Here is a 19,810-nt window from a genome sequence, read left to right as displayed (position 1 = left end):
TGCCGGGTGTGAAAATCGGGGCATGACTGCCATCCACACCCGCGCCCTGGTCCTGTTCTCGGGCGGCCAAGACTCCACCACCTGCCTCGCCCACGCCCTGCAACGGTACGGGCACGTTGAAACCCTGGGCTTTGACTATGGTCAGCGCCATCGCGTTGAACTGGATGCTCGGCTGGTGGTGCTGGCGCAACTGCGTGATCAGTTTGCGCCCTGGCGCGACCGCCTGGGCGACGACCACCTGCTCGACGTCGGCGTGCTGGGCCAGGTCAGCGAAACCTCGCTCACGCGCGACATGGCGTTCGAGATGGAAGCCAGTGGCCTGCCCAACACTTTTGTGCCGGGCCGCAACCTGCTGTTTCTGACCCTGGCGGCGGCGTTGGCCTACCGGCGCGGGCTGCAGGTGCTGGTCACCGGTGTGTGTGAAACCGATTTTTCGGGCTACCCCGACTGCCGCGACGACACCATGAAGGCCATGCAGATCGCGCTTTCGCTTGGCATGGACCGGCGCCTGCTGATCGAGACGCCGCTGATGTGGATCGACAAGGCCGAGACCTGGGCGCTGGCGCACACACTGGGCCAGCAGAGTGGCGTGGCGGGTGGTGGTCAGGCGCTGGTGGACCTGATCGTGGAGCACACCCACACCTGCTACCTGGGCGACCGCACGCACCGCCAGGCCTGGGGCTACGGCTGCGGGCATTGCCCGGCTTGCGAGCTGCGCGCGCGGGGTTGGGCCGGTTTTCAACCACCGTCATCGCACTGACACACAGTCGTCACGGTCCTTACATCGGCGGTCGGCACAGTGTGTCGGTCGGGGCTCAGACCCCGTCTTGACATACCCCTACCTGGAGTTTTCCCGATGTCCGATTTCATCCGCGACGACGACGGCGCGTCCAACGTTTCGTCCAACGCCCATTTGCACCAGCTGATCGAACGCGAAATCGCGCGCAACCCGGCGCGTCGCAACTTCCTGAAATCGGGCGCCAGCCTGGGCCTGATCGGCATTTTTGGCAGTGCCCTGGCGGCCTGTGGCGGTGGCAGCGATGCGCCGGCACCCGGCACCATCGGCTTCAAGGCGGTGACCACCAGCAGTGGCAGCAGCGTGGTGGTGCCCGAGGGCTACACCGCCGACATCCTGTACCGCTGGGGCGACCCCTGCGTGGCCGGCGCACCCGAATTTGCCACCGACGCCTCGCAAAGCTGGGAAGCGCAGGAAGTGCAATCCGGTGACAACCACGACGGCATCAACTTCTTCCCCATCAACGAGACCAGCGGCCTGCTGGCGATGAACCACGAGTACATCAACCCCGAGTACTTCTTTGCCGTCACCGGCAGCGAAGACTGGTACCACCCCGAGGTGGCAGCCAACACCAAGAAGATGCTGGCGGGTCACGGCGTGTCGGTCATCGAGGTGCGCAAGGGCAGCGATGGCAAGTGGAGCTACGTCAAGAACTCCAGCTACAACCGCCGCATCACCGGCTACACACCCATTACCCTCAGCGGTCCGGCCGCTGGCCACGACTTGCTCAAGACCGCTGCCGACAGCACCGGCACCGAGGCGCTGGGCACGCTCAACAACTGCGGCGCCGGCCAGACACCCTGGGGCACCTACATCACCTGCGAAGAAAACTTCAACGGCTACTTCGGCACCGACGACAGCACGTTCGTGCCCAGCACCCTGCAAAACCGCTATGGCCTGAGCGCCGCCGGTTTTGCCTATGGCTGGCACAAGGGCGATCCCCGCTTTGACCTCGTGGCCAACCCCAACGAGCCACACCGCCACGGCTGGATCGTGGAAATCGACCCCTACACGCCCACCAGCAAGCCCAAAAAACGCACCGCCCTGGGCCGTTTCAAGCATGAGAACGCCGAGTGTGTGCTGTCCAAAAACAACCGCGCGGTGGTGTATTCGGGCGACGACGAGCGCAACGAATACCTCTATAAGTTCGTCAGCGACGGCGTTTACAACCCGGCCAACAAGGCCAGCGGCGCCAACCTGCTCGACAGCGGCACGCTGTACGTGGCCCGCTTCGACGCCGGCACCGTGACCGGTGACAACCAGGGCAGCGGCGTGTGGCTGCCGCTGGTCTGGGGTCAGAACGGTCTGACGCCTGAAAACGGCTTTGCCAACCAGGCCGAGGTGCTGATCAAGGCCCGCCAGGCGGCCGACCGCGTGGGCGCCACCATGATGGACCGCCCTGAGTGGGTGGCCGCCAACCGGACCAAGGCCGGCGAGGTGTTTGTGGCTTGCACCAACAACAACCGCCGCGGCAGCAACGACACGCCCAGCAGCAACAAGGCCGACGGCAGCACCACGGCCGGCAGCGCCCGCCCGGCGGTCGACGAAGCCAACCCGCGCGCCGTCAACAACTGGGGCCATGTGATCCGCTGGAACGAGGCCGGTGCCGACGCCGCCGCCACCACCTTCACCTGGGACATTTTTGTGATCGCCGGCAACCCGGCGCTGGAAGGCGCCAAGAAGGGATCGGCCAACATCACCGCCGCCAACACCTTCAACTCGCCCGACGGCATCCAGGTGGACCCCGAAGGCCGCCTGTGGATTCAAACCGACGGCAGCTTCAACAACACCGGCGACTACGTGGGCCAGGGCAACAACCAGATGCTGGTGGCCGACATCAACACCAAGGCCATCACCCGTTTCCTGGTGGGCCCAGATGGTTGTGAGGTGACAGGCGTGTGCTGGACGCCCGATGGCAAGACCATGTTCATCAACATCCAGCACCCGGGTGAAGTGGGCAGCCACCCCAACCGCCCCACCAGCTTCGCGCCCTACAGCGGCATGGACGCCTTCATTGCGAACAACCCCACGGCTTTCTCCAAGTGGCCCGATGGCGCCAGCGCAGGCCGGCCGCGCTCGGCCACCGTGGTGATCCGCAAGAACGACGGTGGGGTGATCGGTACCTGATCACCCGTCCATCCGGCGCCCACAGGGCGCCGGCTTGAGACCAGCCGGCCGACGCTTCAGGTGTTGGCCGGCTTTTGTGTGGGCGGCAGGATGTCCAAGACCCGCTCAGCAGGGCGGCACAGCCGCACACCCATTGCCGAGCGCACGATGGGGCGCTGCATCAGTATGGGGTGTTGTTCCAGGGCGTCGAGCAGCTGGTCATCGCTCCAGGCCGAATTGGCCAGACCCAGTTCGCTGTAGACCGCTTCTTTTTCGCGCAGGATGTCGCGCACGCCCAGCCCCATGTCGTGCAGCAGCGCCATCAGTTCCGCACGGGTGGGCGGTGTTTTCAGGTACTCGATGACCTGTGGCTCGAAGCCGTTGTCGCGGATCAGCGCCAGCGTGTTGCGCGAGGTGCCGCACTTGGGGTTGTGGTAAATCGTGATGTGGCTCATGCGCCTATTGTCGGCGCGCGTTCACGATCGCCACCAGCGACAGCATCACCGGCACCTCGACCAACACGCCCACCACCGTGGCGAGCGCTGCGCCAGAGTTGAGGCCGAACAAGGAGATGGCGACGGCCACCGCCAGCTCGAAGAAGTTGGAGGTGCCAATCAGGCAGGCAGGCCCGGCCACCTCATGGGGCAGCTTGAGCAGCTTGGCGCCCCACCAGGCAATAAAAAAGATGCCGTAACTCTGCAAGATGAGCGGCACTGCAATCAGCGCAATCACGCCGGGTTGCGCCACGATGGTTTTGGCCTGAAAGCCAAACAGCAGCACCACGGTCGCAATCAATCCCACCACCGACCAAGGCTTGAGTGCGGCCACATACGACGTCAGCGCCTGTTGCGAGCGCATGAGCAGCAGGTGCCGGGTCAGCATGCCGGCAGCCAGTGGCAGCACCACATACAACACCGTGCTCAGCACCAGGGTTTCCCACGGCACGGTCACGTCGGTCACGCCCAGCAAGAAGGCGGCAATGGGCGCAAATGCAAACACCATGATGAGGTCGTTGACCGACACCTGCACCAGCGTGTAGTTGGCGTCGCCTTTGACCAGCTGACTCCACACGAACACCATGGCGGTGCACGGTGCCACACCCAGCAAAATCATGCCGGCGATGTATTCGCTGGCCGATTGTGGGTCCACCCAAGGCGCGAAGATGTGCTGGAAGAACAGCACGCCCAGGGCCGCCATGGTGAAGGGCTTGATGAGCCAGTTGACCACCAGCGTGAGCAGCAGGCCCTGTGGGCGCTTGCCCACGTTTTTGACCGCGTGCCAGTCGATCTGAATCATCATGGGGTAAATCATCACCCAGATGAACACGGCCACCACCAGGTTGACCTGCGCGTATTCCAGTGCCGCCACCGCCTCGAACAGGCCGGGCAGCCACAGACCCAGGCCCACACCAGCGGCGATGCCCAACGCCACCCACACGGTCAAAAAACGCTCGAACAATCCCATGAAACAACCCTTCGATGTGCGGACCCGTTTGAAGCCCGCCTGAAATGCACAAGGCCAAGCCTGTCAAGGCCTGGCCCACGTGGTGGTGGCTGACCGCTCAGCCGCGTTGTTTGGCGATGCTGTGCAGCTCGTTTTGCAGCGACAGCTTGTCCAGTTTTTCGATGGGCAGGTTCACCAGCAGCGCCACGCGGGTGCGCAGGGTGATGAACACCGAGGTGAAGGCGCGTTGCTTGTCTTCTTCACTGCCTTCGACTTGGACCGGATCTTCCACCCCCCAGTGCGCCGACATGGGTTGGCCGGGCCACACCGGGCACACCTCCCCAGCGGCCTTGTCGCACACCGTCAGCACAAAGTCCATCACGGGCGCGCCGGGCTGGGCAAATTCTTCCCAGTTTTTGCTGCGCAACCCGTCGGTGCGGAAACGGTTGCGCTCCAGCAGGTCCAGCGCGTAGGGGTTGATGACGCCCGCTGGGTGGCTGCCGGCGCTGTGGCCACGGAAGATGCCGCCGCCCAGTTGGTTGAGCACGGCCTCGGCCATGATGCTGCGGGCCGAATTGCCGGTGCACAAAAAGAGAACGTTGTAGGTGCGTGGAGGCATGACGATGTCCTGGTGGTGGATCAAAAACTCAGCATTGAGCGCAAGCCGGCGCGGCCACGCTCAGGCACGGTTGGCCCTGGCAGCACTCGGCGGTCAAAAACGCCAGGAGCGCGTCCATGGCGCTGAACTCGGCCCGGTAGATGAGGTGTCGGCCCTCGCGCTCGGACCGCACCAAACCCGCGTGGCTGAGTTCCTTGAGGTGGAACGACAGGGCCGTGGGCGCCACCCCCAGGGTGTCGGCCATGTGGCCCGGTGTGAGCCCGTCTTGACCGGCCACCACCAGCAGGCGGAACAGCTTCAAACGGGTCTCTTGTGCCAGGGCGCCCAGGGCCTTCACGGCGTCGTGTTCGTTCATGTTTGGGTCTCCGGCAGGTACAGGGTGAACAGCCAGCACAGCACCAGCATGGCGGCCGATCCGATCAGCGCGTACAACAGCCCGCCCCACTGGTACAGCAGGCCCGAGAGTAAGGTGCCCAGAAAGCGGCCCAGCGCGTTGGCGGCGTAATAGAAACCCACGTCCTCGGCCGCCTTTTCGGAGCCGGCGTAAGCCAGCACCAGGTACGAGTGCACGGACGAGTTGACCGCAAACGCCACCCCAAACAGGCCCAGGCCACCCACCACCACCCATTGCAGGTGGGGCACGTCCAGCGCCACAGCAGCAGCAATGCCCATGGGCACCACGGCCAGCAAGGCCGACCACAGGCGCGCAGCGGGCACCTCGGTGCTCAGGCCGTCGGCGCTGCGCCTAACGATGGTCGGCGCCAGTGCCTGCACCAGGCCATAGCCAATCGTCCACGCCGCCAGAAAGCCGCCCACCATGGTGAAGGTCCAGCCCTGTGCGTACAAAAACACTGGCACACCCACCACAAACCACACGTCGCGGGCGCCAAACAGCACCACGCGCGCGGCGGCCAGGCCGTTGATGCCGGCGTTCTTGGCAAACAGTTCCTTGGCGCTTTGGGAGGCTTTGCTTTTGCCCATCATCGTGGGCAGCGACGTGACCACGCCCAGCAGCACGACGGCCAGCAAGGCCGCCATGGCCCACAGCGCCTGCTGAAAGCCCAGCGCCTGCAGCAGCAGTCCGCCCAGGAAAAAGCCCACGCCCTTCATGGCGTTCTTGCTGCCGGTGAACCACGCCACCCACTTGAAGAGCTGGCTGTTGTCCTGTTCTTTGGCCGCCGCTTGTGTCACCTTGATGGCCGACTTGCTCGCGGTTTTGGTCAGGTCTTTGGCCACGCCACAAATGCCCTGCGCCAGCACCACCCAGGCCACCGACATGGCCGCGGTCCAGGCGGGGTTGAGCAGCGACAACACCGTGAAGCCCAGGATCTGGGTCGTCAGGCCCACGGTCAACATGCGGGTGATGCCATAACGTGTGGCCAGCCAGCCGCCGATCAGATTGGCCAGGATGCCCGCCGCCTCGTACAGCAGAAACAGAAACGCCAGCGTGAACGGCGAGTAGCCCAGGCGGTAGAAGTGCAACAGCACCAGCATGCGCAGCGCGCCATCGGTGAGGGTGAACCCCCAGTAGGCGGCGGTGACGACTGTGTAGTTGCGCGCAGCGTGTTGCATGTTCAGATGCCCCTCACACGCCGACCTGTTGCATGTGGCAGGCCAGGTCCACCATGCGGCAGGCGTAGCCCATCTCGTTGTCGTACCAGGCGTAGACCTTGAGCAGTGTGCCGTCGGTCACCATGGTGGACGGCGCATCCACGATGGACGAACGCGTGTCGCGGGCGTAGTCGGCACTGACCAGTGGGCGCTCTTCAAAGCCCAGGATGCCGGCCAGGTAGGTTTGCGACGCCTGTTTGAACAGCGCATTCACTTCGTCTGCGGTGGTGTCGCGTTGCAGTTCAAACACGCAGTCGGTCAGCGATGCATTGAGCACCGGCGCGCGCACCGCGTGGCCGTTGAGCTTGCCCTTCAACTCCGGGTAGATGAGCGCAATCGCCGTGGCGCTGCCCGTGGTGGTGGGCGCCAGGCTTTCCATGGCGCTGCGGGCGCGGCGCAGGTCTTTGTGCGGCGCATCCACCACCAGATTGGTGTTGGTGGGGTTGTGGATGGTGGTGATTTGGCCGTGTTTGATGCCAATGTGCTCGTGCACCACCTTCACCACCGGCGCCAGGCAGTTGGTGGTGCAGGACGCGGCCGTGACGATGGCGTGCTGTGCCGGGTTGTACAGCGTGTGGTTGACACCGACCACGATGTTGAGCACGCCGCCCACCTTGACGGGTGCGGCCACGATGACCCGTTTGGCGCCCCGGTCCAGGTGGCCTTGCAGGGTGTCGGGTGTGAGGAACTTGCCGGTGCATTCCAGCACCACATCCACGCCCAGGTCGCCCCACTGCACCTCGGCTGCTGTGGCGTGTGCGCTGAAGGACAGCCGTTGGTCGTCTATGCAGATGGTTTCGTCGCCTTCTGACCGGATGTTGGCCCGCCATTTGCCCTGCACCGAGTCAAACGCCAGCAAATGCGCCGTGGTTGCGGCGCCACCTTTGATCTCGTTGAGGTGCACCACCTCCAGCCGGTTGCCCACCCGCGGATCGTCGCTCGGGCGCTCGGCCGCACCCAAGGCAGCGCGCAGCGCCAGGCGCCCGATGCGGCCCATGCCGTTGATGCCCACTTTCATGTGTGCGCTCCTGTTTCAACAATTAAAGAATCATTGAAATATAGCGGGGCAACGTGACGGTTCCGTGACACGGCCCGCAAGGTGTGCGAGTGCCGTGTGTGGGCCTGCGGCTGGTGATAATGCTTGCATGAGTTCTCTTTCCAAGCTGTCTGTCCGGCTGTCGCTGTGTGCGCTGGCCGCCGCCTTGGGCGCCTGTGGTGGTGGCAGCGATTCGGCCAGCACCGACCCGGCCACCCCCACCCCCACCGAGCCTGTTCCAACCGAGCCCAGCGGGGCCGACCCTTTGCTGGCGCAGCAGTGGCACCTGTTCAACACGGGCCAAAGTGGCGGCACCCCCGGCAGCGATCTGAGCCTGGGCAGCCTGGGCGAGCGTGGCAACGGCATCAAAGTGGCGGTGGTGGACGGTGCGGTGCAGATCGGCCACCCCGACCTGGTGCCCAACCTCTTGGCGGGCCTGAGCCACAACTACGCCACCGGCAGTGCCGACCCCAGCCCATCGCCAGCCGCCAGCGGCCAGGCCTTTGACGACAACGTGGGCGGCCCGGACGACGCCCATGGCACGGCGGTGGCGGGCATCTTGCTGGCGCGTGACAACAATGCTTACGGTGGGCGTGGCGTGGCACCGCGTGCGCAGCTGATGGCCTTCAACCCCCTGATCCAGTCCACCGATGTGAACATGGCCGATGCCATGGCGCGTGCCTGGCAGGGTGGGGCGGCTGTGGTCAACAACAGCTGGGGCCCGCCCGATCCCGCCAGCGGCGGCACCGGCTCGTTCTACCGCGCCTCGCCCCTGTGGCAGCAAGCCGTGTTGCAAGGGGTGGCACAAGGCCGGGGTGGCCTGGGCACCGTGTACCTGATCGCTTCCGGCAACGGGGGGGCCAGTGGCGACGACGCCAACCGCGACGGCTATGCCAACTTCCGCGCGGTGCTGGCGGTGGGCGCGGTGGACGACCACAACCGTCCCACCAGCTACACCGAACGGGGTGCCAACGTGCTGGTGGCCGCGCCTTCGGGCAACGTGGTGGGGCGTTTCCAAAGCACGGCGGGCGTGCTCACCACCGACATTGCTGGGCCACGCGGCTACGCCGACGCCTCCTCCATCACGGGTGCCGATCACACCGCCTTTTTTGACGGCACCTCGGCCAGCACGCCCATGGTGGCCGGTGTGGTGGCCCTGATGCTGCAAGCCAACCCGAACCTGAGCTGGCGCGACGTGCGCTGGATCCTGGCGGCCACCGCACAAAGCGCCAGCCTGGGCGCGGGACAGCCAGCGGCCGTGCCTTCTGCCATGAACGGCCATGGTTTTCAGTCGCAGGTGGGGTTTGGTCGCGTCAACGCCACGGCGGCGGTGGACATGGCGCGTGGATTCAACACGCTGGGCGCTGAGCGCACCTGCGTTTCCGGCAGCCTGCCCGGTGGCGCGGTGCTGGCGGACGACAGCCTTTCCCCGCAGACCTTGACCTGGAATGCCGGTAGCTGCTCGCTCAATGTGGTGGAACAAGTCACATTGCGCCTGGTCAGCGACCACACCTACACGGGCGATTTGCGGGTTTCGTTGCGCAGTCCGGCAGGGCGGGTCAGCGAACTCAGCGTGCCACACAACTGCCGGGAGTCGATTTGCGCTTCGTTGCTCAGCGGGTTCAGCTTTGGCAGCGTGCGCCACATGGGCGAAGCCGCGCGTGGCAACTGGACGCTGCAGGTGAGCGATGAACAAGCGCTGGACACAGGCCGTGTCCTTTCATGGGAGGTGGTGTTGTATGGTCACTGAACACACGTGGGCCCGTCGGCTCGGGGGTTGGGTGTTGTCTGCGTCGCTGGTGATGGCTGCGGGTTGCGCACACGCACAAAAGGCAACGCCCGTGCAGTGGTTTGACGGCCAAAACTGGCAGACCAGCACCGATACCCAAGGCGCGGCCCAGGCCGCAGGTGGGGTGGTGGTGGTGGCGCCTGTGGCCCAGGCAGCGGCCCTGCAGGCGGCCTTGGTGGGCAAGGGACTCAGCCCCCGGCCGTTGGCGGTGGCCGGCGCCTATGAGCTGGCCACGCCGCCCGGCGGTGAGGCGCTGTTGCTCACCCACCGCCTGGCCGATCTGCCCGAGCTGATCCAGGCGCCGGTGCAGGTGGCGCCCAACTGGCGCGCCAGCCTTCGCCCTCGCTGACAAAAGGCCCTTGTTGCCTTCAACCCGTCAACGAATCGGCCAGTGGCGGTCGTGAAAACCCGCCACGCTCGGGCTGTGGGCAATCGAGATCAAGGCGCCGTTTTCTGACGCCGCCATGGCGCGCAGGCGCTCGTACACCGTTTTTTCGGCAGCCTGGTCGAGCGCGCTGGTGGCTTCGTCCGCAAACAGCCAGCGTGGGCGTTTGAGCAAGGCCCGCGCGATGGCCAGCCGCTGCTGTTCGCCGCCCGACAGCTTCAGACCCCAGGTGTTGTGTTCGTCCAGGCGCGCGACCAGCTGGGGCAGCAAGGCATCGGTCAGCGCTTGTTTCAGCGCGTCGTCGCTGTAGTCGCTGGCCTGGCCAGGGTAGGCCAGGGCCTCGCGCAGGCTGCCGTGGGGGAAATAGGGGCGCTGCGGCAGGAACATGGCGCGCTGCTCAAAATCGGCAGGCCGCTGCACCGCGCCGCGTGCCCAGGGCCAGATGCCTGCGATCACCCGGAACAAGGTCGATTTGCCGCTGCCCGAGGGGCCTGTGACCAGCACACTTTCACCCGGTCCGGCCGACCAGCGCAATCCGTTCAACAGCTCTGCGCCGTGAGGGAGCAAGATGTCCAGGCCATCGGTGGCAAAACCCTCGCCCTGGGTGGCGCCAACCATTGTCTCGGCCGCGTCGTCGGTCAGTTGCGTCAGGCTCTGCTCGAAACTGGTCAAACGGTCGGTGGTGGCGCGCCAGCTGGCCAGGCTGTCGTAGTTGTCCACAAACCAGGACAAGGAATCCTGCACCCGGCCAAAGGCGCCGACGATCTGCGTCAGTTCACCCAGCTGGAGGGCGCCGCTGAAAAAACGCGGCGCCGCCACGATGAAGGGAAACACCACCGCCGCTTGCCCAAAACCGACGGTGAACCAGGTCAGGCGCTTCTGGGCGCGGATGAGCGACAGGTAGTTGCTCAGCACGTCGCCAAAACGCTGTCCGAGGTGGCGGCGTTCCACGGGGCCGCCTTGGTCGAGTGCGATGGACTCGCTGTACTCGCGCACCCGCACCATGTGGTGACGGAAGTCGGCCTCGCGGCGCTGCTGCTCGAAGTTCAGGCCAATCAGCGGGCGGCCGATGTAGTGGCTCAGCACGCTGCCGATGAGGCAATACACCACCGCCATCCAGACCATGAAACCCGGGATTTCAAAGGACGCGCCGTTGAAGTCAAATGCGAAGGCGCCCGACAGGCCCCACAGGATGCCCACAAAACTCACCAGTGTGACCACCGCGTTGAGCAGGCCCATGCTGAGCGACACGGTGTAGCTGGTGAACAGGTTGAGGTCTTCCTGTATGCGCTGGTCGGGGTTGTCGGGTGGGCTGTCGGCGCCCTGGGCGTAGCGCATCAGTTCCAGCTGGTAGAAGGCGCGGTGCCACAGCCAGCGGTCGAGGTAGTGGCCGGTCAGCCACGTGCGCCAACGCACCTCCAGCAGTTGCGTGAGGTAGAACTTGTAGACCGCGATGACGATGAGGCCGAAGGCCAGGTAGGTGAAGCGGCCCAGTTCGCGCCAGAACACCGCCTGATCCTTGTTTTGCAACGCGTCGTAGAACAGCCGGTTCCAGTCGTTGATCAGCACCAGCATATAAACCGAGGCGAGGTTGAGCGCCACGATGGCCGCGAGCAGGCCGCGCGCTTTCCATTTCTGATCGGACTGGAAATAGGGCAGGGTCAGGCGCAGGGCCTGGCCCGCAAATTGGCGGAAGGCCTGGCGTTTGGACAGGGTGGTCATGGGTTGGAAATGCCGCTGGCCACATGGCCGGCGGGCACGTGGCGCGCGGCCGACTCGATGTGACCGGTCTGGTCGTCAAAGAAGAAATCGGGCTCGAACTCGCGCAGGAATTCGCCCTTGTCCAGCCCACCCAGGAACATGGCCTCGTCCACCTCGATGTTCCAGTCCATCAGGGTGCGGATGGCGCGCTCGTGTGCGGGGGCGCTGCGGGCGGTCACCAGCGCGGTGCGGATGCGCATGTGGGGCGTGCCCTCCTGCTGCAGGCGGTGCAAGGCTTCCAGCAGGGGCTTGAAGGGGCCACCGGGCAGGGGCTGGGAGGCCTTGCTGGCCTCGTGCCGCTGAAAAGCGCCCAAGCCCTGTGCCTGGTAGACACGCTCGGCTTCATCGGAGAACAGCACCGCATCGCCGTCGAACGCGATGCGCACTTCATGCGGGTGGGTGTCGCCCGCGTGCACCGAGCGCGGGTACACCTGCGCGGCGGGCACACCGGCGTCCAGCGCGGCACGCACATCGCTCAGGTGTGCCGAGAGAAACAGGTTGGCCTTGAGCGGGCGCAGGTAGCGCCAAGGCGGCTGGCCGCGCGTGAAGCTGCCCCGCTCAATGGGCAGGCCATAGTGTTGGGCCGAGCGGAACACACGCATGCCCGACACCGGGTCGTTGCGAGAGAGGATGACCACCTCCACCCGCTGGGCGCCCACGTCGTTGAAGCTCAGCAGCTTGCGCACCATGGAGAAGGCCACACCCGGTCGCGCGGGTTGCTCCACGCGTTCGAGCTGCAGCTTCATGTAAGCGCGGTCGTCGGTCTGTTCGAAGACCTCGTTCTCTTCTTCGAAGTCGAACAGGGCACGCGAGGAAATCGCCACCACCAGCTTGCCGTCGAGGGTTGCGCCCATGGGGTCTCCTATTTCACCAACTGATTCAACTCGATGATGGGCATGAGCACCGCCAGCACGATGAGCATGACGACCATGCCCATGCCAACGATCAGCAGGGGCTCCAGCAGGGTGGCGAACTGCATGGCGCGGCGCTGCACCTCTTCGCCCAGCTGTTTGGCCGCGCGCTCCAGCATCACGGGCAGCTGGCCGGTTTGTTCGCCCAGGCGCGCAAACATGGCCACCAGGCCGGGGAAGCGTTTTTTTCCGCCGATGGCCGAAGCGAGTGGCGCACCTTCGCGCACCAGCACCAGTGCATCGAGCGCGTCGGCCCGCATGGCCCGGTTGCCCAGGGTTTCGGCGGCCGTCTGCAAGGCTTTCAGAATCGGCACGCCGGCACCGGCCAGCATCGCCAGCGTGGCGGCAAACCGCGCGGCGTTGTAGCTGCGCGCCAGCCGTCCGATCAGCGGCAGGCGCAGCCAGGCCGCGTCCAGCCGTTCGCGCAGGGCGGGTTGGCGGCGTGCCCACCACACGCCACCCACGGCCGACGCAGCGATCAAGGCCAGCAGCCAGCCGTATTCGCGCACCACCGCACTGATGCCCAACATGACGCGCGTGAGCAGGGGCAGGGCGCGCTGGCTACCGGAAAACACCGCCGCCACCTGCGGCACCACGTAGGCCAGCAGAAACAGCACGATGAGCACCGCCACCGCGCTGACGATGGCGGGGTACAGCGCCGCGCCAATGAGTTTGTTGCGCAAGGCCTCGCGCGATTCCAGATCGTCGGCGAGGCGTTCGAGCACCGTGCCCAGTTGGCCACTTTGTTCGCCGGCCGCCACCACCGCCGTGTAGGTGGCCGAGAACTCGCGCGTGTGCTGGCCCAGCGCCCGCGCGAAGGCCGAGCCGGCGTTGACCTCGGCGCGCAGTGTGGCCACCAGCCGCTGCTGGCGTTCGGTGTCGGCTTCGTCCGCCAGGGCCGCCAGTGCGCGCTCCAGCGGTAAATCGGCTGCCACCAGGCCGGCCAGCTGCCGCGTCCACACCGCCAGACCGGTGCTGCTGAACACGCGCTGTGTCCACCAGCCGGTGGCGGGTGCATCCACCGCATTGGCGTCGGCCATGGTCGGCTCCACCTTGAGCGGCACCAGGCCCCGCGTACGCAGGGCGCTGCGTGCTGCGCGCACGGTGTCGGCGTCGAGCAGGCCTTTCTGTGCCTTGCCGTCGGCGTCGATGGCTTCGAAGGTGTAGGCGGGCATGGACGCTTTGGGTTCAATCGCGCGTCACGCGCACCAGCTCTTCGCGGGTGGTCATGCCGCTTTGCACCAAGCGTTCGCCGTCGTCGCGCATCAGCACCATGCCGGTGGCCAGGGCGGCGTCGCGCAGTTCGGCTTCGGCCGCCTGCCGGTGGATGAGGGCGCGCAGGTGCTCGTCGGCCACCAGCAGTTCGAACACGCCGGTGCGGCCCGCGTAGCCGGTGTGGCCGCAGGCCTCGCAGCCTTTCCCCGCACAGACGGTGCAGGTCTTTCGCACCAGACGCTGGGCCAGCACACCCAGCAGCGAAGACGACAGCAGGAAGGGCTCCACGCCCATGTCGGTCAGGCGGGTGACGGCGCTGGCGGCGTCGTTGGTGTGCAGGGTGGCCAGCACCAGGTGGCCGGTGAGCGAGGCCTGGATGGCGATCTGCGCGGTTTCAAAGTCGCGGATCTCGCCGATCATGATCACGTCCGGGTCTTGCCGCAGGATGGCGCGCAAGGCTTTGGCGAAGGTGAGGTCGATCTTGGCGTTGACCTGGGTCTGGCCCACGCCGGCCAGCTCGTATTCGATGGGGTCTTCCACCGTCATGATGTTGCTGCGGGACGCATCCAGCCGCTGCACCCCGGCGTACAACGTGGTGGTTTTGCCCGAGCCGGTGGGGCCGGTGACCAGGATGATGCCGTGGGGTTGGGCGATCAGGTGCTCAAAACGCTTCAACACGTCGCCTTGCATGCCCACCGATTCGAGGCTGAGTTTGCTTTCCGATTTGTCCAGCAAACGCAGCACCGCGCGCTCGCCGTGGGCGCTGGGCAGGGTGGACACACGCACGTCGATGGCGCGGGTGCCCAGGCGCAGGCTGATGCGGCCGTCTTGTGGCAGGCGTTTTTCGGCGATGTCCAGCTCGGCCATGATTTTGAGGCGCGAGATCAGCGCAGCATGCAGCGCCCGGTTGGGCTGCACCACCTCGCGCAGCGTGCCATCCACCCGGAAGCGCACGCTGGAGTGGCGCTCGTAGGGCTCGATGTGGATATCGCTGGCGCCATCGCGCGCAGCCTGCGTGAGCAAGGCGTTGAGCATGCGGATGATGGGCGCGTCGTCGGCGGTCTCCAGCAGGTCTTCGATGGCCGGCAGCTCTTGCATCATGCGGGCCAAGTCGGCGTCGTCTTGCACCTCGCTGATGACGGCGGCGGCGCTCGATTCGCCCTGGGCGTAGGCGGCGCTGATGCGCTGGGCCAGGGTGGTGGCGTCCAGGGGCTGCAAAGCCAGCGGGCCGTGACGGCGTTGCACCTCGGACAAGGCGCTGAGCGCGTTCGTGTGGGCGGGCAGGGGCATGCGGTGCAACAGCACCGGGTGCTGGCCGTCGTCCTCCAGCAGCAACTGGTGTTCGCGCGCAAACGCGTAGGGGAGGGGGTGTTTCACAACGCCCTCGTCACTGTTCGCCGCTGACCGGCGTGGCGGTTTGTGCCGGGGCGCGCTTGATCGGGTTGTCGATCAGGGCGCGGTTGGGCGCCGGCATCTGCGTGGGCAACACCGGGGCCTCGTTCACGCTGAGGATGCTGCTGGGTTTGGGCTGTACCACCTGCTGCGAGGCGCGCAGCATGTCGTAGCGGTCTTGGGTCAGCGAATCGGCCTGGCGGCCGTCGCGCATCACCACGGGCCGCAGGAAGACCATCAGGTTGCTCTTTTTGCGGGTGCGCCTGTCGTTTTTGAACAGGTTGCCGAAGATGGGCACATCGCCCAGGCCAGGCACCTTGTCCACCTTGCCGTCGTAGCTGTCTTGCAGCAGACCGCCCAAGGCAATGATGGCGCCGTCGTCCACCACCACGGTGGATTCGATGGAGCGTTTGTTGGTGGTGGGGCCGGCGGCGGAGCTGATGCTGGTTTCCACCACACTGCTGACTTCCTGGAACAGCGTCATCTTGACCGTGCCGTCCTCGCCGATTTGCGGGCGCACGCGCAGGGTCAGGCCCACGTCCTTGCGCTCGATGGTCTGGAAGGGGTTGACCGCGCCGTTGCCGCCCGAGTTGTTGTTGGTGTACTGGCCCGTGACGAAGGGCACGTTCTGGCCGATCACGATCTTGGCCTCTTCGTTGTCCAGCGTCAGCAGGTTGGGGGTGGACAACACGTTCGCATCGCCCTCGGTTTCCAGAAAACGCGCCAGGGCGCCCAGGTAATAGGTGCCGTTGATGCGTGGCACCAGGGCGATGTTCATGCCGGTCTGTGGCAGGTTGGTGATGGTGCCGCTGCCGCCCTGGGCCGCCAGGCTCAGGATGTTGCCTGCCGCGCCAAAGTTGGTGCCAATGGCGCCGATGACACCATTGCCGGCGCGCCCCACCAGGCTTTGCCACTGGATGCCAAACTCGGCCGCCTTCTCGGCACTCACCTCCACGATCAGGCTTTCCACATAGACCTGAGCGCGGCGCGTGTCCAGCTTGTCGATCACCGCGCGCAGCTGGCGGTACTGCGGTTCGGGCGCGGTGATGATGAGCGAATTGGTGGTGGGGTCGGCCTGGATCTGGCCACCGGTGCTGGGGCCCGCGTTGGCACTGACGGGTGCGGTGGCGGCGGTGCTGCCAGCACCCAGGATGCCTGGGGAGCGTGGGGCGCCGTTGCTGGTCACGCTGCCCGCAGCGGTGCTGCTGGCGGCTGTGGTGCTGCCATCGGCCGCCAGCGCCGCCCGCAGGGTGGCCGCCAGTTGCACGGCGTCGGCGTTTTTCAGGTAGACCACATGGATGTTGCCGCTGGCGTTGCCCGAACTGGGCTGGTCCAGTTTGTCGACCAGCGACCGCACCAGGGCCACACGCGCCGGGTTGGCCGCACGCAGCACCAGGGCGTTGCTGCGCGGTTCGGCCAACAAGGTGGTGCGAAAGCTGCTGTCGGTCTGGCCCTGGCCAGCCGCCGCCGCAGTGGGTGTGCCGCTGGGGCCACTTTCGATCAGCTTGAGGACCATGGGGGCCAGGTCGGCGGCCAGCGCATGGCGCAGCGGGATCACCTCGACGTCGCTGGCGTTGGACACATCCAGTGCGGCCACGATGCGGCCGATGCGCTGCAGGTTGTCGGCGTAGTCGGTGATCACCAGCGCATTGGTGCCGGGGTTGACGTTGATGGTGTTGTTGGGGCTGATCAGCGGACGCAGCACCGCCACCAGGTTGTTGGCCGACTCGTGGTTGAGGCGAAAGATCTGCGTCACGATCTGGTTGCCGGCCGGCGCGCGCGCGCCCTCGTTGGCCACCGAGACAGCGGAACTCTGCAACTTGGCCTCGGCCTCGGGCACCACCTTGTACAGGCCCTGCGCCTCCACCATCGCAAAACCCTGCAGCCGCAGTGCGGCCGTGAACTGGTTGAAGGCCTGGGTGGGGCTGACGGCGGTTTCGGAGGACAACGTCATGTTGCCCTTGACGCGCGGGTCCACCACCACGTTGCGCCCGGTCAGGGTGGCCATGGTGCGGGCCACGGCTTCGATGTCAGCGTTGACAAAATTGAGCGTGATCGGCCCACCCGGGCGCGCAGCCACAGCGGGTGCAGGCACCACGGGCAGCGGCGTTTGTGCCACCGCCAGCAGGGGCAGCGCGGCCAGCAGGGCCACCCGCAGGGGACGGGGCGAGAAGGGGTGCGGCATTCCAGACATGGCTTTTATCCTAGGGCAATCAGCGAGCGGCGACCGCTGCGTCTGCCCACAATGTTCAACAGATTGGAGAGGGCGGCTTCGTGGGCTTCGCTGGCCTGGGCCTCGCCGTTGAAGCGCAGGCGTCCGCCCACCCACTGGCCGGTGCCGCTCAGCTGCAAGGCACCGGCCAGCGTGGCCAGGTCAAGTTGCGGGTCTTGGCCAGCAGGGGCGGTCAGCGTCAGCCGGTAGCTGCCCAGCGGGGCCAGGGTGGACAGGCGCGAGCTGATGTCCAGCGCGTCCACCTGCAAGCGGCCGTCGAGCTGCAGGCGGCCTTGCACCCACCGCGCCTTAAGCCCTGGGCTGTCCAGCCGCAAGTGTCCCTGCAGCTGCAGCGTGTTCCAGGGCGTACCCAGCCCTGCCAATAGCGCCGTGGGCCAGCGGCTTTGTTGTGGCGACAGGGCCAGCTCGAAACCGCCTGCCAGCGGACGCAGCGTCGCCTGCAGACCGCCAGGTGCACAACAAGGCAGCTGCAGGTTCAGGCGCAACGCCGGACCGGCTGCCCAGGTGGGGCTCAACCGCCAGCGCACACCGTCTGGCAGGGCCGCCATGTCGCGGCTGCCAGGGCCACCGGTCAGCAACAAGTTGGCTTGGCCCTGCCACAGGGTGCCCTGGGGTTGGGTCAGTTCGATCCGCCCACCGCTGGCGGCGCCCAGCGCCCAGCCCAGCCAACGCGTCGGTGCAAACAACAGGAGCGACAGCAGCCCACCGAGCAGCGTGGCCACCACGGCCACGCGCCACGGGGCCGCAGGTGCCGCCGGGGCGCGGCTTGCCCTCATGGCGCCCCGCCCAGGGCGGGGCCGGCCAACACCACGGTACCGCTCAAACGCAGCGCTGCGCCTTCGCCGCTGCGCTGCAGCCGGGTTTCAGTGGGCATCAGCCGCGCATTGAGGCGGGCCTGGGACAGCCATCGCGCCAAGGTGTCGGGCGTGGCGGCGGTGAGCTGCACCGTGACACGGTCGCCGCTCACGTTCAAACGAGCGGTGGCGCCAAGCGTCTGTTGTGTGGCCAATTCGATGGCGCGGACCGCGTCGGTGCGCGACACGGTTTGGGCGCCACGTTGCGCCGACAAGCTTTGGGCTTCTTGCGCCAGGGCCGTGACTTCGGCCAGTTGGGCATCGGCTGCCTGATGGCGTGCGGGCGCGGCTTGCAGGTGGCGCCACGCCGGTGCCAGCGCGAGCGCCCACAGCAGGTAGGCCACAACGGTGCCGATGGCCAGTCCCACGGCCACACGTTCCCGTGGTTGCAGGCCTTGAAAAATTCGGCTGATCGCGGCCATGTGTGTGGAGGAGACGGTGCGCATCAGGGGCGGGCTTTCAGGGTCAGCACCGGCGGCTCGCCAGCAAGTTGCACGTTCCAGCCAGCGGCTTCGAAGCGGTCTTTCCAGTTGCTGTCGGCCTGGGGCGCCACACGGAAACCCGACAACGTGACCTGGCCAAGGCCGTATTCCAGCGTGTCCCACTGAGCGGATGCCGGTGCCAGGTCTTGCAGCAGGGCCTCCAGATCGCGCGGCGAGGCTTCGCCACTGGATTGCCGCAGATCGGCCACGGCCCGGCGCATCTGCACCGGTGCGTCCAGCACCAGCGTGATCTGCGGAAACCGTTCTGTGAGGGTTTGTCGGATCTGCGCCTGTTTGGCGGCCAGCGCCTGCTGGCTGCGCCAAGCCGTGATGTTGAGCGCGGCAATCTGCAGCAGCACCAAGGCCGCCAGGCCCCAGCGCACCGGTCGCCACGCCGGTGCGTGGAGCAGGGTGCGCGCGGTGTCGCGCAACCAGTGGCCGCGCCTGGCCTGCGCCGATTGGCTGAATTCGAACTGCGCCAGATCCCACGGGCCCTGCGCTGCGCGAACCAATTGTTCGGCCGTGCCCACGATGTCGGGGGGGCGTTGCAGCACCTGTTCGGCCAGGGCAGCGCTGGCGGGTTCGCTGATGCAGGTGGGCGCTGGGTCGTTGGGGCTGTCGGCCACGCGGTCGAGCAGGGTGGCCCAAGGCGTGGGGGCTGAGTCGGGTGGGCAGGGGGCGCAGACCACGCCCAAGGGGCCGGCGGCGGCCAGCCAGACCTGGCCACCGCGCTCGAAGGCGCGTTGTGTGGGTTCTGGCTGTGGCCACAGCAGCGGCGCCACACGCGCCACGGCGTGGCCGGCCGTTTTCAGGGCGGCCAGGGCAGCGCGCAGCCAATCGGCCCGCAGCGCCGCCACCCACAGCGTCTGGCCGGGTTTGGCGCCGGGTGCCAGCGCAAAGTGCAGTTGGCCAGCGTCGTCGAGCAGGCGGTCTTCAAGCAGGCCGTCAAGCACGGCGCGCAGGCGCGAGGGGGCGACCTTGGGCACGGCCACCTGGTGCCACGACAGCAGTTGTGGTGGCAGCAGCAACACCATTTCACCGTCGGCGGGCAGACGGCTGGCAGGCGCGCTGCCGTGGGCATCAACGCGCTGGCCATCGGTCGTCCGCGCCCACAACCACTCGGTGGCAGGGCCGGGGGCATCGGTGGTGGCGCTGGGGGTCAGAAGGAGCACAGGCG

Annotated in this window: 18 protein-coding genes; 4 read left to right on the top strand and 14 right to left on the bottom strand. The window is 66.6% G+C overall.

Annotated features, from left to right (window positions below; translation table 11 throughout):
- The first annotated feature begins 31 nt into the window (after window positions 1-31).
- Complete coding sequence (queC, locus tag ACFQPB_RS12910) at window positions 32-760, top strand: 7-cyano-7-deazaguanine synthase QueC (RefSeq protein ID WP_382223952.1); 729 nt, start codon at window positions 32-34, stop codon at window positions 758-760.
- Between the two features lie 96 nt (window positions 761-856).
- Complete coding sequence (locus ACFQPB_RS12905; protein WP_382223879.1) at window positions 857-2,923, top strand: PhoX family protein; 2,067 nt, start codon at window positions 857-859, stop codon at window positions 2,921-2,923.
- A gap of 56 nt (window positions 2,924-2,979) precedes the next feature.
- Here the strand turns inward: ACFQPB_RS12905 and arsC are convergent, their stop codons facing one another.
- The 6 genes from arsC to ACFQPB_RS12875 all read right to left on the bottom strand — a co-directional run bounded on the left by arsC (window position 2,980) and on the right by ACFQPB_RS12875 (window position 7,593).
- A complete protein-coding gene (gene arsC / locus ACFQPB_RS12900) occupies window positions 2,980-3,357 on the bottom strand; it encodes an arsenate reductase (glutaredoxin) (protein ID WP_382223876.1) in 378 nt (125 codons plus the stop codon).
- A 4-nt stretch (window positions 3,358-3,361) separates the two neighbouring features.
- On the bottom strand, window positions 3,362-4,366 hold the full coding sequence (gene arsB, locus ACFQPB_RS12895) for an ACR3 family arsenite efflux transporter (RefSeq protein WP_382223874.1): 1,005 nt from the start codon (window positions 4,364-4,366) through the stop codon (window positions 3,362-3,364).
- 97 nt (window positions 4,367-4,463) lie between these two features.
- Window positions 4,464-4,964 carry an arsenate reductase ArsC gene (locus tag ACFQPB_RS12890; protein WP_382223871.1) on the bottom strand — a complete coding sequence of 167 codons (501 nt, stop codon included), beginning with the start codon at window positions 4,962-4,964 and terminating at the stop codon, window positions 4,464-4,466.
- Window positions 4,965-4,992: 28 nt separating this feature from the next.
- Complete coding sequence (locus tag ACFQPB_RS12885) at window positions 4,993-5,319, bottom strand: ArsR/SmtB family transcription factor (RefSeq protein WP_382201012.1); 327 nt, start codon at window positions 5,317-5,319, stop codon at window positions 4,993-4,995.
- Window positions 5,316-6,536, bottom strand: coding sequence for an organoarsenical effux MFS transporter ArsJ (gene arsJ / locus ACFQPB_RS12880; RefSeq protein ID WP_382223868.1), 1,221 nt, complete (start codon window positions 6,534-6,536; stop codon window positions 5,316-5,318). Before arsJ ends, ACFQPB_RS12885 begins: the two co-directional genes overlap by 4 nt.
- A 13-nt stretch (window positions 6,537-6,549) precedes the next feature.
- Window positions 6,550-7,593 (bottom strand): ArsJ-associated glyceraldehyde-3-phosphate dehydrogenase, encoded by a 1,044-nt coding sequence (locus ACFQPB_RS12875; protein ID WP_382223865.1) that lies wholly within the window; start codon window positions 7,591-7,593, stop codon window positions 6,550-6,552.
- Between the two features lie 127 nt (window positions 7,594-7,720).
- On the opposite strand from ACFQPB_RS12875, the gene ACFQPB_RS12870 reads away from it, so the two are divergent.
- Window positions 7,721-9,361, top strand: coding sequence for a S8 family serine peptidase (locus ACFQPB_RS12870; RefSeq protein ID WP_382223862.1), 1,641 nt, complete (start codon window positions 7,721-7,723; stop codon window positions 9,359-9,361).
- Window positions 9,351-9,749 (top strand): hypothetical protein, encoded by a 399-nt coding sequence (locus ACFQPB_RS12865; RefSeq protein ID WP_382223859.1) that lies wholly within the window; start codon window positions 9,351-9,353, stop codon window positions 9,747-9,749. Before ACFQPB_RS12870 ends, ACFQPB_RS12865 begins: the two co-directional genes overlap by 11 nt.
- 27 nt (window positions 9,750-9,776) lie before the next feature.
- Here the strand turns inward: ACFQPB_RS12865 and ACFQPB_RS12860 are convergent, their stop codons facing one another.
- The 8 genes from ACFQPB_RS12860 to gspL are packed head-to-tail and all read right to left on the bottom strand — an operon-like array spanning window position 9,777 to window position 19,805.
- Window positions 9,777-11,507, bottom strand: a complete 1,731-nt coding sequence (locus ACFQPB_RS12860) for an ABC transporter ATP-binding protein/permease (RefSeq protein WP_382223857.1) — start codon at window positions 11,505-11,507, stop codon at window positions 9,777-9,779.
- Window positions 11,504-12,400 carry a 5'-nucleotidase gene (locus tag ACFQPB_RS12855; protein WP_382201022.1) on the bottom strand — a complete coding sequence of 299 codons (897 nt, stop codon included), beginning with the start codon at window positions 12,398-12,400 and terminating at the stop codon, window positions 11,504-11,506. Before ACFQPB_RS12855 ends, ACFQPB_RS12860 begins: the two co-directional genes overlap by 4 nt.
- 8 nt (window positions 12,401-12,408) lie before the next feature.
- Window positions 12,409-13,632 carry a type II secretion system inner membrane protein GspF gene (gene gspF, locus ACFQPB_RS12850; protein WP_382223854.1) on the bottom strand — a complete coding sequence of 408 codons (1,224 nt, stop codon included), beginning with the start codon at window positions 13,630-13,632 and terminating at the stop codon, window positions 12,409-12,411.
- 13 nt (window positions 13,633-13,645) lie between these two features.
- The gene (locus ACFQPB_RS12845) at window positions 13,646-15,049 is read right to left on the bottom strand and encodes a GspE/PulE family protein (protein ID WP_382223851.1); all 1,404 of its coding nucleotides are present in this window, start codon (window positions 15,047-15,049) and stop codon (window positions 13,646-13,648) included.
- Window positions 15,050-15,059: 10 nt separating this feature from the next.
- On the bottom strand, window positions 15,060-17,258 hold the full coding sequence (gene gspD, locus ACFQPB_RS12840) for a type II secretion system secretin GspD (protein ID WP_382223848.1): 2,199 nt from the start codon (window positions 17,256-17,258) through the stop codon (window positions 15,060-15,062).
- A gap of 5 nt (window positions 17,259-17,263) precedes the next feature.
- The gene (gspN, locus tag ACFQPB_RS12835) at window positions 17,264-18,073 is read right to left on the bottom strand and encodes a type II secretion system protein N (protein WP_382223845.1); all 810 of its coding nucleotides are present in this window, start codon (window positions 18,071-18,073) and stop codon (window positions 17,264-17,266) included.
- Window positions 18,070-18,597: a type II secretion system protein GspM gene (gspM, locus tag ACFQPB_RS12830; RefSeq protein WP_382223842.1), complete on the bottom strand. Its 528-nt coding sequence runs from the start codon at window positions 18,595-18,597 to the stop codon at window positions 18,070-18,072. The genes gspN and gspM overlap by 4 nt, the downstream gene beginning before the upstream one ends.
- Window positions 18,597-19,805, bottom strand: a complete 1,209-nt coding sequence (gene gspL, locus ACFQPB_RS12825) for a type II secretion system protein GspL (protein ID WP_382223839.1) — start codon at window positions 19,803-19,805, stop codon at window positions 18,597-18,599. Before gspL ends, gspM begins: the two co-directional genes overlap by 1 nt.
- Window positions 19,806-19,810: the final 5 nt, after the last annotated feature.

This window comes from Hydrogenophaga atypica (assembly GCF_042665215.1).
GTDB classification, from domain to species: Bacteria; Pseudomonadota; Gammaproteobacteria; order Burkholderiales; family Burkholderiaceae_C; genus Hydrogenophaga; species Hydrogenophaga defluvii_A.
This window is presented reverse-complemented; position numbering and strand designations above follow the sequence as displayed.

Bases quoted from the DNA above. Each gene is read 5' to 3' on its own strand.
- gspF (WP_382223854.1), bottom strand. From the start codon at position 13,632: ATGCCCGCCTACACCTTCGAAGCCATCGACGCCGACGGCAAGGCACAG.
- arsB (WP_382223874.1), bottom strand. From the start codon at position 4,366: ATGGGATTGTTCGAGCGTTTTTTGACCGTGTGGGTGGCGTTGGGCATC.
- gspM (WP_382223842.1), bottom strand. From the start codon at position 18,597: ATGCGCACCGTCTCCTCCACACACATGGCCGCGATCAGCCGAATTTTT.
- ACFQPB_RS12885 (WP_382201012.1), bottom strand. From the start codon at position 5,319: ATGAACGAACACGACGCCGTGAAGGCCCTGGGCGCCCTGGCACAAGAG.
- arsC (WP_382223876.1), bottom strand. From the start codon at position 3,357: ATGAGCCACATCACGATTTACCACAACCCCAAGTGCGGCACCTCGCGC.
- ACFQPB_RS12890 (WP_382223871.1), bottom strand. From the start codon at position 4,964: ATGCCTCCACGCACCTACAACGTTCTCTTTTTGTGCACCGGCAATTCG.
- gspD (WP_382223848.1), bottom strand. From the start codon at position 17,258: ATGTCTGGAATGCCGCACCCCTTCTCGCCCCGTCCCCTGCGGGTGGCC.
- ACFQPB_RS12865 (WP_382223859.1), top strand. From the start codon at position 9,351: ATGGTCACTGAACACACGTGGGCCCGTCGGCTCGGGGGTTGGGTGTTG.
- ACFQPB_RS12875 (WP_382223865.1), bottom strand. From the start codon at position 7,593: ATGAAAGTGGGCATCAACGGCATGGGCCGCATCGGGCGCCTGGCGCTG.
- gspN (WP_382223845.1), bottom strand. From the start codon at position 18,073: ATGAGGGCAAGCCGCGCCCCGGCGGCACCTGCGGCCCCGTGGCGCGTG.
- arsJ (WP_382223868.1), bottom strand. From the start codon at position 6,536: ATGCAACACGCTGCGCGCAACTACACAGTCGTCACCGCCGCCTACTGG.
- ACFQPB_RS12855 (WP_382201022.1), bottom strand. From the start codon at position 12,400: ATGGGCGCAACCCTCGACGGCAAGCTGGTGGTGGCGATTTCCTCGCGT.
- ACFQPB_RS12870 (WP_382223862.1), top strand. From the start codon at position 7,721: ATGAGTTCTCTTTCCAAGCTGTCTGTCCGGCTGTCGCTGTGTGCGCTG.
- ACFQPB_RS12860 (WP_382223857.1), bottom strand. From the start codon at position 11,507: ATGACCACCCTGTCCAAACGCCAGGCCTTCCGCCAATTTGCGGGCCAG.
- ACFQPB_RS12905 (WP_382223879.1), top strand. From the start codon at position 857: ATGTCCGATTTCATCCGCGACGACGACGGCGCGTCCAACGTTTCGTCC.